Below are 15,626 nucleotides of genomic sequence, written 5' to 3' on the forward strand. Positions count from 1 at the left end.
GGGCAGGTCTTCTCTGAGTTGAGCGGAAACAATATTGGCAAGGTGCCATCATTGTGCCCGCATCCTCGACGGGATTTGTTGATGCATATCAACGGCGTTCACCCGCTCCGCAGAAACCCGCAAGAATCAGGGGAGCTGGAAAAAGTCGCGCGCCGTTGCCGTGGTATGCGCCGCCGTGTGCTCGGCTGACTCACCGCGATGCGAGGCCACCTCGCGCAGTACCTCCGGCAAGAACGCCGGCTCGTTGCGCCCACTTTTGGGCTTGGGCCGCAAGCTGCGCGGCAGCAGATAGGGTGCGTCGCTTTCCAGCATCAGCCGGCCTTGAGGGATGTTGCCCACCAGCGGGTGCAGGTGAGTACCGCGGCGTTCGTCGCAGATCCAGCCGGTAATGCCGATGTGCAGGTCCAGGTCCAGGTAGGCGAACAGCGCCTCGCGCTCACCGGTAAAGCAGTGCACCACCGCGCCGGCCAGGTGGTCGCGGTAGTCCTTGAGAATCGCCAGCAAGCGCTCGCTGGCATCGCGCTCGTGCAGGAACACCGGCAGGCGCAGCTCCGCAGCCAGTGTCAGCTGGGCTTCCAGGGCTTTTTCCTGCAGCGGGCGAGGGGAAAAGTCGCGGTTGAAGTCCAGGCCACATTCGCCCACAGCGCGTACGCGCGGTTCACTCAACAACAGTCGCAACTGGCGCTCGCTGTCGGCATCCCAGGCCTTGGCATCGTGAGGGTGCACGCCGGCCGTGGCGAAGAGGTGCGCGCCGCTGGCATCCAGTTGTTGGCACAGCTCCAGCGCTTGTTCGCTGACCGCCAGGCTGGTGCCTGTCAGCAGCATTTGCGTAACGCCGGCCTTCAGTGCGCGCTCGACGATTGCTGCCTGTTGGTCATGGAAACTGCTGTTGGTCAGGTTGACGCCGATATCGATCAGTTGCATGGTGCTGTCTCGTGCCGCGGGACGGCCAGCATAGCAAATGCCGCGTTTTTCTGAAAAAACCAAGAACTTCATGCTGTTGCCGTGGTCATTTGCCGTCGTTCATCACTTGGCGGTGCACCCCATGGATGCCGCTCACCGACCACGGACACGTTTTCGCATGCTGCGATGCTGGCTCATTTTTCTGCTGACGCTCGGGTTGATCTTTACCGGCCCCGCCCAGGCGCGTACGCCGGGGCCACAGCAGAACATACCGCCTGCCAAGGTGCGTGACCTGCTGCAGATTCGCACCAGCAAAGTACTGCGAGTGCTGGTCAACCAGAGCCGCAACAGCTCGGGGGAGGTCAAGGGCGAGCCAGTTGGCATCGAGTATTATCGCCTGCGTGCCTTGGAGCATTTCCTCAATGCTCGTACCGCCGACGACCAGCAGATTCAGCTAAAGCTCATCCCGCGAGCCAAGGAGCAGTTGTTGGGCGCCCTGGCCCGCGGCGAGGGTGACCTGGCCGCGCCAGGCGAGCTGCTTGACCCCACGACGGTGGGCGCTGTCAGCAGCAGTGCGCCGATACTCGACCAGGTGCCGCTGACGCTGGTCGGGCGCAAAGGCGAGCGAAGTTTCAGCAAGGTCGAACAGCTGTCAGGGCGTACCGTCGCCTTGACCAGCGCCAGTGCCGCCGGGCCGCTGATCCAGCAGGTCAACCAGCAACTGGCACTGCGCAAGCGGCCGCTGATCAAAGTGGAGTGGGTCGATTCGACACTGGCGGTGGAGGATGTGCTGGAGATGGTACAGGCGGGTATCTACCACCTGACCGTGGTCGAGCAGCCCATTGCCCGGCGTTGGGCCCGGGTTATGCCGCGCTTGCGCCTGGACAGCCGGGTGCGCCTGGGGCCGCCGCAAGCCATGCGCTGGTATGTAGGGCGTGATGCGCCGCAACTGTTGGCAACAGTCGATCACTTTCTGCAAGGTTACCGCGCGCCAGACAACCAGGATGCGGCGTTCGAGCGTATCTACCGCCGCCAGTACCGGGTACACAACCCGTTGGCCAGCAAGGGCCGCCAGCGTCTGGCCTCGGTACGGGCAGTGTTGCAGAAACACGGCCAGGCGCAACAGATCGACTGGCTCAACCTGGCTGCACTGGCCTTCAAGGAGTCGACGCTCAACCCGGCTGCACGCGGCACTGGCGGTGCCCATGGCCTGATGCAGATTACCCCCGCGGCGGCCCAGCGGGTAGGGGTGAGCAATACCGCGACGGTAGATGGCAATGTCCTGGCCAGTGCCCGTTATCTGGCGCTTATCCGGCGCAAGTTTTTTGCCAGTGCCAAGATCAATGAGCGTGAGCGCATGGCCTTTGTGCTGGCAGCCTACAACCTTGGCCCCGAGCGGGTTCAGGCCATGCGCGCAGAGGCCCGACGGCGAGGGCTCAACGGTAACCAGTGGTTCTTCCAGACCGAGCGTATCGCCATGGAGCAGGTGGGGATGGGACCGGTCAATTTCGTCAATAGCATCAACAAGTACTACCTGGCGTTCAACCGCGAACGCACAGCACTGGAGCGCGTAGCGAAGCGTTAACAATCGATTATATCGATTGTTATGTTGGGTTTTTTGCGATTTTCATATCTATTGAATTGATTATGATGGCGCCCATCCCAACACAACTGCTTCGCTTCAAGGACGCTTCCACATGAACAACACTACCCTCAACGCACTGTTCTCTACTCGTGCTGGCGCAGGCCTAAGCGTTATCCGCATCCTGGTCGGCATCATCTTCATGGCCCATGGTGCGCAAAAACTCTTCGGCCTGTTCGGCGGCTACGGCCTGGAAGGCACCGGCCAATGGATGGAAAGCATCGGCCTGGCGCCGGGTTATCTGATGGCCTTGCTGTCCGGCAGTGCCGAATTCTTCGGTGGCCTGGCCTTGGTGGTCGGCCTGCTGGCTCGCCCGGCGGCCCTGGCGCTGACGGTGACCTTGATAGTGGCGATCGTTTCGGTGCACATCGGCAACGGCCTGTTCATGTCCAACAACGGCTATGAGTTCGCCCTGGCGCTGTTGGCCGGCACTGTTGCAGTCATGATCGAAGGCGCCGGCCGCTTTTCGCTCGACCGCCTGATCGCCCGCTAATCACCTGTATGCTGCGAGCAACGAGCCGCAGGCAAGCGCGGGCCAATACTCGGCTTGTTCTTGCTTGCGGCTTGTAGCTTGCAACTTGGGGCTCATCGCTCTAGCATACCGCCTGCGCCGATTTAAACAGCTACTTGCGGGGCGCAGGAAAGCCCCACCTCCGGGTCGTCCGAAATACCGCTAAAGCGCTGGTTCGGTGACGCCTCCCACCGCTGCCCAGCGGGATTCGCGAGGCGGAGAGAAACTCCATGAGTTGCCCACGTACCAGTGTCTGTTTGAGCCCTTTGCCTGCCAGCCAGGCGTCCCGTACACCGCGCATCCTGCTCGGCGGTCGGCATCAGCCCACCCTTTTGCGTCATCTTGAAGGCCTGTCACGGCGCAAGGGGCAGGCACGTGCCTTTCTGATCCAGTTTGCCGATAGCGGCTGCCACCTCGCGCAGTATGGCAATGACCGTTTCGATCTGGCTGTGATCCAGGCGCCGGTGCCGGATGAGGCCGCCGAAGTCATAGGCCATCTTACCCGCATCGCGCGTCAAGGCCTGATTACCCGCCGCTGAGGAATGCGCTATTGAGCACCAATATCATTACCACAGAAGGCCATGAGGCACTGAAGAAAGAGCTGGACCACCTGTGGCGGGTTTATCGTCCGGAAATCACCCAAAAGGTTGCCTGGGCGGCGTCGTTGGGTGACCGAAGCGAGAACGCGGACTACCAGTACAACAAGAAGCTGCTGCGCGAAATCGACCGCAGGGTGCGGTACCTGCGCAAGCGTCTTGAAGATGTGAGAGTGGTGGCCTATTCGCCTGAGCAGGAAGGTAAAGTATTTTTCGGTGCCTGGGTTGAGATCGAGAACGACGAGGGCGAGACCATGAAGTTTCGCATTGTCGGCTATGACGAGATCTACGGGCGCAACGATTACATTTCGATCGATTCGCCCATGGCTCGCGCCTTGTTGAAGAAGGAGGAGGGTGATGAGGTGGTGGTGCATACACCTACCGGTGAAGCGACCTGGTATGTGAGCAGCATCAGTTACGGCCAGGGCGTCTCGACGGACTGACTGGGCCCGTTTTGCGCCGCCCTGAGGCATGTGCTGTCCTTTTAAGGAATCGCCCAGCCCTCAGGGTCGCTCCTGCAGAAGCTCTGACAGCCAGGCCTCAAGCCTCGCGCAACACCGCCAGCGGGCTGGCATTCAGCGCCCGCCGCGTTCCCAGCACCCCCGCACCACCCACCAGCAGCGCCCCCGCCAGCGGCAACACCAGCAACCACGGGTGCGGGCTCCACTGCAAGTCGAAGGCATAGCGATACAGTACCCAGGTAATCAGTTCGCAGCCCACGGCCGCCAATAGCCCGCTGGCCGCACCCAGCAGGCCGAACTCGATACGCCGTGCCTTGACCAGCAACGGCCGCGCCGCACCCAATGCCCGCAGCAGTGCGCCTTGGCGAATGCGCTCGTCCAGCGTGGCCTGCAAGCCAGCGAACAGCACGGCCAGCCCGGCGGCCAGCACGAAAAGCAGCACATATTCCACCGCCAGGGTGACCTGGGCGAGGATGCTGCGCAGCTGGTCGAGCAAGGCATCCACCTGCAGGATGGTCACCGCCGGAAACGCCCGTGACAGTGCCACTACATCCAGGTCATGCCCCGGTGCCAAATAGAAGCTGGTCAGGTAAGTGGTCGGCAGCCCCTGCAGCGTACCGGGCTGGAAGATCATGTAGAAGTTCGGCTGGAAGCTGTCCCAATGCACGCTGCGCAAGCTGCTCACGCGGGCTTGGCGTTGCTGCCCGCCAATATCGAACGTCAGCAGGTCGCCCATCTGCAGTTTCAGGCTGCTGGCCAGTTCCGCTTCCACCGAAACCCCGGGGATGTCGTTGTCGGCTGGCAAGGCTTGCCACCAGCTGCCGGCGCTCAACACATTGCCTTCGGGTAACTCGGCGGCCCAGGTCAGGCTAAGGTCGCGCTGCACCGCGCGCTCGCCTGCCGAGTCCTTGCTGACCATCTGCTGTACCGGTTTTTCGTTGATTTGCACCAAGCGTCCGGGTGTTACTGGGTAGAGCGGTGCCGAAGCGGCATTGACCTGGTGCAGGCGTTGAGCGAACAGCTCACGGTCATCTGGCAGGATGTTCAGGGCGAAGTGGTTAGGCGCATCCTTGGGTAACTGTGCTTGCCAGGTGTCGAGCAGCTCTGCGCGCAGCAGGGCGACCAAGGCCATGGCCAGCAGTATCAGGCCGAAGGCCAGGGCCTGGCCAGCCGCAGCCATGGGGTGGCGTAATAGCTGGCCCAGCCCCAGACGCCAGGTGAGTGGCGCTCCGGCCAGCAGTTGGCGCAGGCTGCGTAAACCGAGCAACAGCAGCCCGCCGAGCAGAAGTGCAGCGACCAGGCCGCCACCGAGCAGGGCGAAGGTGAGCAGCAGGTCGAGGCTCAGGCGCCACATGATGAGGCCCAGGGCGAGGAGGGCGGCGCCGTACACCAACCAACTGCGCGCAGGTATCGGCAGCAGGTCACGGCGCAGCACGCGCAGTGGCGGCACCTGGCCCAGCGCTGCAATCGGCGGCAGGGCGAAGCCAGCCAGTGCCACCAACCCGGTACCGATACCTGCCAGCGCTGGAATGATGCCGCCGGCGGGCACCACGCTCGGCAGCAAGCCGTGCAGCAGGCGGAACAGGCCCAGCTGAGCCAGCCAGCCGAGCAGGGCGCCGGCCAGGGCAGCGACCAGTCCGAGCATGGCCAGTTGCAGGCAATACAGGCCCAACGCCTGGTGGCGCGACAGGCCCAGGCAGCGCAGCAGGGCGCTGGCGTCCAGCCGGCGTGCAGCATAGCGGCTGGCCGACAGAGCCACGGCTACGCCTGCCAGCAGCACAGCCACCAGGCTGGCCATGTTCAGGTAGCGCTCGGCTTTGCCCAGGGCACCGCCGATCTGCTGGTTGCCATCGCGGGTGTCACGCAGGCGCTGGTTGGCGGCCAGGTCTTTTTCCACGGCCTGACGGTACTGCGCCAGCGCCTCGGCATCGCCGCGCCACAGGTCGCGGTAGGTGACCCGGCTACCCGGCTGGATCACACCGGTGGCTTCCAGGTCGGCCAGGTTCATCATCACGCGCGGGGTAAGGCTGTAGAAGTTGTTGGCGCGGTCCGGTTCGTAGGTAAGCACACGGCTCATGCGCAGGGATTTCATGCCCACGTCGATGCTGTCGCCGATCGCCAGCCCCAGTGCCGCCAACAGGCGCGGTTCTACCCACACCTCGCCACGGGCAGGGCCGCCGCCGGGTGTTTCTTCGGCATAGGGTGCCGGAGCGCTGCGTACTTGCCCGCGCAATGGGTAGGCGCCGTCGGCGGCCTTGACGCTGGACAGCTGGATGCCATTGTCACCGCCGACCACGCTGGTGAACTCGACCACGTGTGCATGGCGCAAGCCCAGTGCCTTGCCGGCATCGAGCTGTTGTCCGCGGGCCGGGGCGCTGCCCTGCAGTACCAGGTCGGCGCCAAGGAACTCGCTGGCACGCAGCTGCATGGCGCCGTTGAGGCGGGCGCCGAAATAGCCGATGGCGGTGCTGGCGGCTACCGCCACCAACAGGGCAAAGAACAGCACGCGCACTTCACTGGCGCGAACATCGCGCAGCAACTGGCGCAGTGCCAGGCGACACAAGCGGGACAGCGGCATATGGCTCACCGGGCCTCCATCGGCGCCACAAGGCGGCCCGCGTCCAGGCGGATCTGGCGCCGGCAGCGGCGGGCCAGGCGTTCGTCATGGGTGACCAGCACCAAGGTAGTGCCGCGCTCCTTGTTCAGCTCGAACAACAAGTCGCTGATGCGCTCGCCGGTGTGGCTGTCGAGGTTGCCGGTGGGCTCATCGGCAAACAGCACCGCAGGCTCCGCGGCGAAGGCGCGGGCGATTGCCACGCGTTGCTGCTCGCCGCCCGACAACTGCCGAGGTGTGTGGCTCAGGCGCTTGCCCAGGCCGACCCGTTCCAGCAAGGTGCGAGCCTGTTCGCGGGCATCGCGGCGGCCGTCCAGTTCCAGTGGCAGCATGACATTTTCAAGGGCATTGAGGCTGTCGAGCAGCTGGAACGACTGGAACACGAAGCCCACATGTTCGGCACGCACACGGGCACGCTGGTCTTCATCCAGTGGCCCCAGGTCGTGGCCGGCGAGCATGACTTTGCCGGCGCTGGGCCGGTCGAGGCCGGCGAGCAGGCCGAGCAGGGTCGATTTGCCGGAGCCCGAGGCGCCGACGATGGCCAGGCTGTCGCCTTGGGCCAGGTCGAGAGAAAGCGCGTGGAGGATGGTGAGGTCACCTTCCGCGCTGGGGACCACTTTGCTAAGGTTCTGCGCAACGAGAATGCTGGGGCTCATGGAGAATCCGATGCGAGTGTGGTGGTTGAGTGCCGGTCTGGCCCTGTATTGCCTGGCCCAGAGCGCAGCGGCAGGAACACTGCTGATTGTTGGCGATAGTATCAGCGCCGGTTTTGGCCTGGATAGCCGCCAGGGCTGGGTGTCTCTCTTGCAGGCCCGCCTCAGGGAGGAAGGTTTTGACGATAAAGTGGTCAATGCGTCGATCAGTGGCGACACCAGCGCAGGCGGCCAGGCGCGGCTGCCGGCGCTGCTTGCAGCACATAAACCAAGCCTGGTGGTGCTGGAGCTGGGCGGCAACGATGGTCTGCGCGGGCAGCCGCCTGCTCAATTGCAACAAAATCTTGCCTCGATGATCGAGCACTCGCGCGAGGCAGGTGCCAAGGTGCTGCTCTTGGGCATGCGCCTGCCGCCCAATTATGGTGTGCGTTACACCACTGCATTTGCCAAGGTGTATGAACAGCTGGCGGTGGACAAACAGGTTCCTTTGGTGCCGTTTTTCCTCGAAGGGGTAGGGGGTGTACCTGAGTTGATGCAGGCTGATGGCATCCATCCGGCCCAGGGTGCTCAGCAGCGGCTGCTGGAAAATGCCTGGCCAGCGATAAAACCCTTGCTGTGACGCTTTAAACGGGGACGCCTTTCGGCTAATGTTGCGCCCCCCGTTTCGAGTGCTCCAAATGCCGCGCCCTGCCTGGTCCCTGTATGCCTATCAACTGATCGAGCCCGATGAGCAGCTCGACCTGTTCGCCTGCCAGGAAATCCGCGTCCACCTCGTGGCCCGCCAGCTTGAGCTGGGCGTGCCGGTCGACCGTACTTTGTGCGGCGGCCTGCTGCCAGCCCAGCCGCGTTGGTCGGGGGTGCCGCGATCGATCTATCGCGATGGCCGCCTGTGTGAGCTGTGCCGTGCCATCCTCGATGCCCAGCGACGTGGCATGCGCCCGGTGTGGCCAGAGCTGCACGGCAGCTGAACGACAAGCGCCTTTCATCATCTGAAACGTTTGCAACGTGCCAATGCCTCCCGCTTGCATCGGCGCGGGTGTACAATCGTTCCTCTTGACCCACCTTTCGAAGGATTTACCGGATGTTGCCGCGCTTTCCTGCCGTCACCCGTAGCCTGTCCCTGGCCGCCCTGTTGGTAGCGGGCCCCGCTGCTGCGCTGGAGCTGCCACTGCCACCGCCCGGTGAAGACATCGTCGGCCAGGTGCATGTGATCAAGGCAAAGTACGAGGACACGTTCGCCGATATCGGCACCGCAAACGACCTTGGCTACCTGGAAATGATCGCCGCCAACCCGGGCGTGGACCCTTGGCTGCCGGGCGCCGGCACCGAGATCATCCTGCCGACCCGTTTCGTCCTGCCGCCGGGCCCGCGCGAAGGCATCGTCATCAACCTGGCCGAGTACCGCTTGTACTACTTCCCTAAGGGGCAGAGCGTGGTGTACACCTTCCCGCTGGGTATTGGTCGCGAGGGTTGGGGGTCGCCGATCGCCAACACCAGGATCACCGCCAAGACGCCCAACCCGACCTGGACGCCGCCCGCTTCGATTCGCAAAGAGCACGCAGCTGACGGTGACATCCTGCCGACCGTCGTGCCGGCTGGCCCGGACAACCCGCTTGGGCCGTTCAAGTTCACCTTGGGCGTGCCGGGCTACCTGATCCATGGTTCGAACAAGAAGTTCGGCATTGGCATGCGCACCAGTCACGGCTGCTTCCGCATGTTCAACAATAACGTGCTTGAACTGTCGAAGATGGTGCCGGTAGGGACTCCGGTGCGCATCATCAACGAGCCTTACAAGTTCGGTATCAGTGGCGGCAAGGTCTATCTTGAGGCACACACGCCGCTGGATGACCACGGCAACCCGTCGGTGGTCGACAAACACACCGCCGTTATCAATACCTTGCTCAAGCGCGAAGACCTGGCCAATAACCTACGCATGAACTGGGACATGGTGCGTGATGTGGTGGCCGCTGAAGATGGTATGCCGGTAGAAATTGCCGTGCCGGTGGATAACCAGGCGGGCGCACCGATGGTGACGAGCATTCCGCCCGAACTGCAGTAAGGTAATTTCGACACACCCAGGCCTGCCTTAGTGCAGGCCTTTTCGTACCTGCTGGCCGCGTTTGCCGGTTTCAAAGGCAATAAAAAAGCCGACCCACAAGTGGGTCGGCTTCTTAACAATCCGTGAGGATTATTACTTGCGGCTGGCTTTGTCCAGCATACGCAGAGCGCGCTCGTTGGCTTCGTCAGCGGTCTGCTGAGCCTTCTGAGCGGCTGCCATTGCGTCGTCAGCCTTACGGTAGGCTTCGTCAGCACGAGCTTGAGCGCGAGCTGCTGCGTCTTCAGTCGCAGTCAGACGAGCTTCGGTTTCTTTGGATACGCTGCTGCAACCGGTAGCCAGAACTGCGGCCAGAGCCAGAGCAGAGAATTTCAGAACGTTGTTCATCGTGTTCCCCTTCAAGGACTTTCTATTAAATAGCCATCTCTCAGGAAAGAGAAACTGGCCGGCGTACATAGTACCCATTACTTGTAGTAAGTAAACTGACAGAGCGCAAGAACTGCAAAAAAAATGTTGCTTGACCCTGCGCCGACAAGATTTGCGACGTGTCTGTGAAAAAAATGTGCAGGGTTCGCAAGCGATTGTGGTACTGGAACTTTTTTGTTGAACTAAGGGTGACTTTAACTGTCGATCAGCGTCTTAAGCCCTAGAACATCCGGTGGCTGTTGGGCGGGCTTGGGAAAGTCGCCCGGGCGGCGTTTTGAGCATTTTTAACCGCCACCACCTTGAGCAATCCCGCTTGCGGTGCCTACTATCTTGTGAGTGCCAGAGGATCCGAACGATTACAATCGTCCAATCGTCGAAGCGGCAACAGGTGGCGTAGAGGATTCTGTGCCGGATAAACCACCATCGGTTAAGGTATGGGTCTGCCGAGAAGACCTGCGAGGAGTAGTGATGAGCGAAGCGCTGACCATCCACCATGACCAGGCCGGTCATCAGTTCGAGACCAATGTGGACGGTCATCGTGCCTATCTGACGTACATGGATCTGGGCAAGCAGACGCTGGACATCTATCGCACCTTCGTGCCCAACGCCCTGCGCGGCCGCGGGATTGCTGCCGCCCTGACCGAGCGTGCCCTGGAGTACGCCGAGCAGATGGGCTACACGGTGATCCCGTCTTGCTCGTATGTGGAACGTTACATGGAGCGCCAACAGCGGCATTCGAGCAAGGCCTGAGCTGACGACAGGTACCAGACACAACAAAAAACGCCGGGCAGTGCCCGGCGTTTTTTGTTCGCGCAATATTCAACTGCGCTTACGCTGCGGCAGCACATCCTTGAGCTTGGCATGCATGCTGCGCAGGGTTTTCTCGGTGGCCGACCAGTCGATGCAGGCGTCCGTGATCGACACCCCATACTGCAGATCGTCCAGGTTTTTCGGAATCGACTGGCAGCCCCAGTTCAGGTGGCTTTCGACCATGAGGCCGATGATCGACTGGTTGCCTTCGAGGATCTGGTTGGCGACGTTCTCCATCACCAGCGGTTGCAAGGCCGGGTCCTTGTTGGAGTTGGCATGGCTGCAGTCGACCATGATGTTGGCCTTGATCTTGGCCTTGGCCAGGTCCTGTTCGCACAGGGCGACGCTGACCGAGTCGTAGTTCGGCTTGCCATTGCCGCCGCGCAGTACCACGTGGCCGTATGGGTTGCCCTTGGTGGTGACGATCGACACGCCGCCTTCCTGGTTGATGCCCAGGAAGCGGTGCGGCTTGGACACCGACTGCAGGGCATTGATGGCAACGGTCAGGCCGCCGTCGGTGCCGTTCTTGAAGCCCACCGCCGAGGACAGGCCCGAGGCCATCTCGCGGTGTGTTTGCGACTCGGTGGTGCGGGCCCCGATGGCCGACCAGCTGATCAGGTCTTGCAGGTACTGTGGGGAAATCGGGTCGAGCGCTTCGGTGGCAGTCGGCAGGCCCATTTCGGCCAGGTCCAGCAGCAACTTGCGGCCGATGTGCAGGCCGTCCTGGATCTTGAACGAGTCATCCAGGTACGGGTCGTTGATCAGCCCTTTCCAGCCGACGGTGGTGCGCGGCTTTTCGAAGTACACGCGCATGACCAGGTACAGCGTATCGGACACTTCTTCGGCCAGCACTTTCAGGCGCTCGGCGTATTCGTGGGCAGCCTTGATGTCGTGGATGGAGCAAGGGCCGACCACGACGAACAGGCGATGGTCCTTGCCGTCGAGAATATTGCGCACGACTTCACGGCCGGCAGTCACGGTCTGCAGGGCCTTGGCGCTGAGGGGGATTTCCTTCTTGAGCTGATCAGGGGTGATCAGGGTCTCGTTGGAGGCAACGTTCAAGTCATCGATCGGTAAATCAGCCATCGTGTTACTCGTCAGGTCACGGGTGCCGGCCGCCAACTAACCCCGTGCGGCCCAGCAGCAAGAATAATCGCAGCGGGGAGCCGAACCTTAGCGCGTTACAGGTGGCACGACAATGGGCTTGACCCAGTCATTGTGGGGTTTTTACCTGAGCGAAGGTGTTGCGTGCGAATGGACTGCCCAGCGCTGCGTAACCTGTGTAAAAAGAGCGCTGACTATAGACCTGGAGATTGGCATGCATTCTCACCCCCCTCGCATCGGCATCATCGGCAGCGGTGCCATTGGTGGCTTTTATGGGTTGATGCTGGCCCGGGCCGGTTTCGACGTGCATTTTCTGTTGCGTAGTGAGTATCAGGCCGTTTGTGAACAAGGGCTGAGCCTGGACAGTGCCGTGCATGGCGCATTGCAGATGAGGGTGCAGGCGTATGCCAGTGCCACCGACATGCCGCCCTGTGACTGGCTCCTGATCGGGGCCAAGGCCACCAGCAACGAGCAGTTGGCTCCGTTGATCGTCCAGGCCGCTGCGCCCGGCGCCAAGGTGGTGCTGTTGCAGAACGGCCTGGGTGTAGAGGAACAGTTGCGTCCGGCCTTGCGGAGCGACATGCACCTGCTCGGCGGCCTGTGCTTCATCTGCGTTAACCGCCAGGCACCAGGTGTCATTCGTCACCAGGCTTTGGGTGCGGTCAACCTGGGTTATCACAGCGGGCCGGCCAGCGATTGTGGTGTCGCGCTGGTGAATGAAGGCGCCGGGTTGTTCCAGGCTGCGGGGATCGACTCGCAGGTCATGCCGAACCTGGCCTTGGCACGCTGGCAGAAGCTGGTGTGGAACGTGCCTTACAACGGCCTGTCGGTGCTGCTGGGGGCCAGCACTTCGCCACTGATGGCCGACAGCAATGCCCGCGCGCTGATACAGGCCTTGATGGCCGAGGTGGTGCAGGGCGCGGCAGCCTGTGGCCATGTGCTGCCCGAAGGCTATGCCGAGCACTTGTTCCAGGTGACCGAGCGCATGCCCGACTACTGGCCGAGCATGTATCACGACCACGTCCATAAACGCCCGTTGGAGCTGGGGGCAATCTATGCCGAGCCGCTGGCGCGCGCACGGGCGGCAGGCTGCAACCTGCCGCGCATTGAGATGCTGTACCAGGCGCTGAGTTTCATCGACAGCGGCAACAGGCCTGCCTGAAGGGGGCGGAGGCTTCGGCGGGGCGCTACAGCCCGCGGCCACAGCGCGCCGGACGGCAAAGCGAGCGTCCGGCGCGCTGCTAAGCTGAAGTTTGCTCTGCCGCTGCGGCAGTCGAGGAGGTCGAATGATCCGCTCCATGCTGTACGCCACCGACCTCGGTGTCTACGCCCCTTTCGTGATGCAACACGCGCTGGCCCTGGCGCGCACGTTCAGTGCCGAGCTGTATGTGATCCACGCGGTAGAGCCGATGGGGCAGTTCGCCGAATCCCTCCTGCAAAGTTACCTTGATGAGCAGACGCTCGACCAGTTGCATCGCCAGGGGGTGAACACAGTGATGGCGAACATAGAGCAGCGTGTGCTGGAAAACTTTCGTGACGAGCTGGGCGAAGAGGCTGACCTGGCGGTGATCAAGGCCGTGCGGGTGCGTCAGGGTGACCCGGCGCAGGTGATTCTCGACCAGGCTCAGCGGCTAAGCGTCGACCTGTTGATATTCGGTAGCCACAGTGCGGGTGCCGGGGTGGATGTACCGTTGGGGCGTACGGCGGTGCGGCTGCTGCAGCTGTCGCCGGTGCCGGTGTACATGGTGCCCTTGGCGCAGCATCTGGGGCGTAGGAAAGCATGAAGATAGGTGTAGGCCGTCTCCGTGGGCATGTAACAAAATAGTTCTAGATTTATTTCAAGAACCACTAATATAGTTATATATCGTCGCTGCCTGCTGCCGCGGACTCATCGCTGAACCGAGGGAAACCTATGAAGCTTCAACAACTGCGCTACATCTGGGAAGTGGCGCACCATGACCTCAATGTCTCCGCGACGGCGCAGAGCCTGTATACCTCCCAGCCAGGTATCAGCAAGCAGATCCGCCTGCTCGAAGACGAATTGGGTGTTGAAGTATTTGCCCGCAGCGGCAAGCATCTGACCCGCGTTACCCCGGCCGGTGAGCGCATCATCAACACAGCAGGCGAAATCCTGCGCAAGGTCGAGAGCATCAAGCAGATTGCCCAGGAGTTCTCCAACGAGAAGAAGGGCACGCTGTCCATCGCCACCACCCACACCCAGGCGCGCTATGCGTTGCCGCCGGTTATCAGCAGCTTCATCAAGCAGTATCCGGAAGTGTCCCTGCACATGCACCAAGGTTCGCCCATGCAGATTGCCGAGATGGCAGCGGACGGTACGGTCGACTTCGCCATCGCCACCGAGGCGCTGGAGCTGTTCGGCGACCTGATCATGATGCCGTGCTACAAGTGGAACCGTTGCGTCGTGGTGCCACAAGGTCACCCGCTGGCCAAGCTGCCGAAATTGACCCTGGAAGCAGTCGCCGAATACCCGATCGTCACCTACGTGTTCGGCTTCACCGGGCGCTCGAAGCTGGATGAGGCTTTCAATCACCGCGGCCTCACGCCAAAAGTGGTCTTCACCGCGGCTGACGCCGACGTGATCAAGACTTATGTACGCCTGGGGCTGGGCGTGGGTATCGTTGCCGGCATGGCTGTGGACGCCAAGCTCGACAGTGACTTGGTGGCGCTGGATGCCAGTGAGCTGTTCGAAGCCAGCATCACCAAGATCGGCTTCCGTCGTGGTACCTTCCTGCGCGGCTTCATGTGCGACTTCATCGAGAAGTTTGCCCCGCACCTGACTCGTGAAGTGATGGCCAAGGCCATTCAGTGCCACAACAAGCAAGAGCTGGAAGAATTGTTCGAAGGTGTCGAGCTGCCGGTGCACTGATTCGGGAATGCTGGGGCCGCTGTGGGAGTAACTGTCTAGCTCAATTTCTAAAAGCTGGCGCGATCCTTGTGGGAGCGGGCTTGCCCGCGAATACGGGCGAAGCCCGTGCCATCCACCGCGGTGTCTTCTTCGCGGGTAAACCCGCTCCTACAGAGCGCCAGGACTAGCTCAAGCCTTGCTGATCAGGTTGCCCGCATGCAACCCGCATTCCTTCTGTGTCGACTCTTCCCACCACCAGCGTCCTTCACGCTCATGCTGGTTTGGCAGCACCGGGCGGGTGCACGGCTCGCAGCCAATGCTGATGAAGCCACGCTCGTGCAGGCTGTTGTACGGCAGCTCGAGCATGCGGATATAGCCCCATACCTCTTCACTGCTCATCTGCGCCAGTGGGTTGAACTTGTACAGCGTGCGCTCAGGCGTGGAGAAGGCGCTGTCGATTTCCAGTGCTGCCACCTGGCTGCGGGTGCCGGGGCTTTGGTCGCGGCGCTGGCCGGTAGCCCAGGCGCTGACGGTGGCCAGCTTGCGTCGCAGTGGCTCGATCTTGCGAATGCCGCAGCACTCGCCATGGCCGTCCTTGTAGAAGCTGAACAGGCCCTTTTCCTTGACGAATGGGTCGAGCTTGGCGCGGTCGGGGCTGAGGATCTCGATCGGCAGGTTGTACTGTTCGCGTACCTGGTCGATGAACCGGTAGGTCTCCGGGTGCAGGCGCCCAGTGTCGAGGCTGAATACCTTTACCTGCTTGTTCAGCTTCCAGGCCATGTCGACCAGCACCACATCCTCGGCGCCGCTGAAGGAGATCCACAGGTCATCACCGAAGTGCTCGAAGGCCAGCTTGAGGATGTCTTGTGGGGACTTGTTGGCATAGGTCGCGGCCAGGGCGGCGACGTCGAAGGGTTGGCTCATCAGGCGGTTTCCATCTTGGCTGTGGCGCTGTGCGCTCGTAGTGGTGTGATGGTAACAAAA

General features: G+C 62.0%; 17 protein-coding genes. 11 read left to right on the plus strand and 6 right to left on the minus strand.

Going from position 1 to position 15,626, the window contains the following annotated elements; genetic code table 11:
- Positions 1-126: 126 nt before the first annotated feature.
- Positions 127-924 (minus strand): TatD family hydrolase, encoded by a 798-nt coding sequence (locus ACF8RA_RS14725; RefSeq protein WP_392519301.1) that lies wholly within the window; start codon positions 922-924, stop codon positions 127-129.
- A 157-nt stretch (positions 925-1,081) separates the two neighbouring features.
- Here ACF8RA_RS14725 and ACF8RA_RS14730 point away from each other — a divergent pair, with 157 nt between their 5' ends.
- The 4 genes from ACF8RA_RS14730 (at position 1,082) to greB (ending at position 4,095) form a co-directional block, all read left to right on the plus strand.
- Positions 1,082-2,488 (plus strand): transglycosylase SLT domain-containing protein, encoded by a 1,407-nt coding sequence (locus ACF8RA_RS14730; RefSeq protein WP_176683945.1) that lies wholly within the window; start codon positions 1,082-1,084, stop codon positions 2,486-2,488.
- Between the two features lie 112 nt (positions 2,489-2,600).
- Positions 2,601-3,038, plus strand: a complete 438-nt coding sequence (locus tag ACF8RA_RS14735; protein WP_010953281.1) for a DoxX family protein — start codon at positions 2,601-2,603, stop codon at positions 3,036-3,038.
- 248 nt (positions 3,039-3,286) lie between these two features.
- Positions 3,287-3,595, plus strand: a complete 309-nt coding sequence (locus tag ACF8RA_RS14740) for a hypothetical protein (protein WP_176683944.1) — start codon at positions 3,287-3,289, stop codon at positions 3,593-3,595.
- A gap of 11 nt (positions 3,596-3,606) precedes the next feature.
- The gene (gene greB / locus ACF8RA_RS14745; RefSeq protein WP_176683943.1) at positions 3,607-4,095 is read left to right on the plus strand and encodes a transcription elongation factor GreB; all 489 of its coding nucleotides are present in this window, start codon (positions 3,607-3,609) and stop codon (positions 4,093-4,095) included.
- 97 nt (positions 4,096-4,192) lie between these two features.
- Here greB and ACF8RA_RS14750 read toward each other — a convergent pair whose 3' ends face one another.
- Both ACF8RA_RS14750 and ACF8RA_RS14755 read right to left on the minus strand, forming a co-directional pair.
- Positions 4,193-6,700 carry an ABC transporter permease gene (locus tag ACF8RA_RS14750; RefSeq protein WP_176683942.1) on the minus strand — a complete coding sequence of 836 codons (2,508 nt, stop codon included), beginning with the start codon at positions 6,698-6,700 and terminating at the stop codon, positions 4,193-4,195.
- The gene (locus ACF8RA_RS14755) at positions 6,697-7,383 is read right to left on the minus strand and encodes an ABC transporter ATP-binding protein (RefSeq protein ID WP_392514433.1); all 687 of its coding nucleotides are present in this window, start codon (positions 7,381-7,383) and stop codon (positions 6,697-6,699) included. Before ACF8RA_RS14755 ends, ACF8RA_RS14750 begins: the two co-directional genes overlap by 4 nt.
- Positions 7,384-7,393: 10 nt before the next feature.
- Between ACF8RA_RS14755 and ACF8RA_RS14760 the strand changes: the two genes are divergently transcribed.
- The 3 genes from ACF8RA_RS14760 (at position 7,394) to ACF8RA_RS14770 (ending at position 9,439) form a co-directional block, all read left to right on the plus strand.
- Positions 7,394-7,999, plus strand: a complete 606-nt coding sequence (locus ACF8RA_RS14760) for an arylesterase (RefSeq protein ID WP_176683941.1) — start codon at positions 7,394-7,396, stop codon at positions 7,997-7,999.
- Positions 8,000-8,057: 58 nt separating this feature from the next.
- The gene (locus ACF8RA_RS14765; RefSeq protein ID WP_003250283.1) at positions 8,058-8,348 is read left to right on the plus strand and encodes a hypothetical protein; all 291 of its coding nucleotides are present in this window, start codon (positions 8,058-8,060) and stop codon (positions 8,346-8,348) included.
- A gap of 113 nt (positions 8,349-8,461) precedes the next feature.
- Positions 8,462-9,439 carry a L,D-transpeptidase family protein gene (locus ACF8RA_RS14770; RefSeq protein WP_176683940.1) on the plus strand — a complete coding sequence of 326 codons (978 nt, stop codon included), beginning with the start codon at positions 8,462-8,464 and terminating at the stop codon, positions 9,437-9,439.
- 132 nt (positions 9,440-9,571) lie between these two features.
- On the opposite strand, the gene ACF8RA_RS14775 is transcribed toward ACF8RA_RS14770, so the two are convergent.
- Positions 9,572-9,823 carry an Lpp/OprI family alanine-zipper lipoprotein gene (locus ACF8RA_RS14775; protein WP_003250288.1) on the minus strand — a complete coding sequence of 84 codons (252 nt, stop codon included), beginning with the start codon at positions 9,821-9,823 and terminating at the stop codon, positions 9,572-9,574.
- A 507-nt stretch (positions 9,824-10,330) separates the two neighbouring features.
- Here ACF8RA_RS14775 and ACF8RA_RS14780 point away from each other — a divergent pair.
- Positions 10,331-10,612 carry a GNAT family N-acetyltransferase gene (locus ACF8RA_RS14780; protein ID WP_003250290.1) on the plus strand — a complete coding sequence of 94 codons (282 nt, stop codon included), beginning with the start codon at positions 10,331-10,333 and terminating at the stop codon, positions 10,610-10,612.
- A gap of 69 nt (positions 10,613-10,681) precedes the next feature.
- Here the strand turns inward: ACF8RA_RS14780 and ACF8RA_RS14785 are convergent, their stop codons facing one another.
- A complete protein-coding gene (locus ACF8RA_RS14785; RefSeq protein ID WP_176683939.1) occupies positions 10,682-11,758 on the minus strand; it encodes a 3-deoxy-7-phosphoheptulonate synthase in 1,077 nt (358 codons plus the stop codon).
- 232 nt (positions 11,759-11,990) lie between these two features.
- On the opposite strand from ACF8RA_RS14785, the gene ACF8RA_RS14790 reads away from it, so the two are divergent.
- From ACF8RA_RS14790 to cysB, 3 genes are all read left to right on the plus strand, one after another.
- Entirely contained in the window at positions 11,991-12,938 is a 948-nt protein-coding gene (locus ACF8RA_RS14790) for a putative 2-dehydropantoate 2-reductase (RefSeq protein ID WP_209964880.1), read from the plus strand.
- 124 nt (positions 12,939-13,062) lie between these two features.
- Positions 13,063-13,560 (plus strand): universal stress protein, encoded by a 498-nt coding sequence (locus ACF8RA_RS14795; RefSeq protein WP_176683937.1) that lies wholly within the window; start codon positions 13,063-13,065, stop codon positions 13,558-13,560.
- Between the two features lie 128 nt (positions 13,561-13,688).
- A complete protein-coding gene (gene cysB / locus ACF8RA_RS14800) occupies positions 13,689-14,663 on the plus strand; it encodes an HTH-type transcriptional regulator CysB (protein WP_010953293.1) in 975 nt (324 codons plus the stop codon).
- Positions 14,664-14,831: 168 nt separating this feature from the next.
- Here cysB and ACF8RA_RS14805 read toward each other — a convergent pair whose 3' ends face one another.
- Complete coding sequence (locus ACF8RA_RS14805) at positions 14,832-15,566, minus strand: phosphoadenylyl-sulfate reductase (protein WP_003250299.1); 735 nt, start codon at positions 15,564-15,566, stop codon at positions 14,832-14,834.
- Between the last annotated feature and the right edge of the window lie 60 nt (positions 15,567-15,626).

The sequence above is a fragment of the Pseudomonas sp. FYR_5 genome (assembly GCF_043106315.1).
Taxonomy (GTDB): domain Bacteria; phylum Pseudomonadota; class Gammaproteobacteria; order Pseudomonadales; family Pseudomonadaceae; genus Aquipseudomonas; species Aquipseudomonas putida_Y.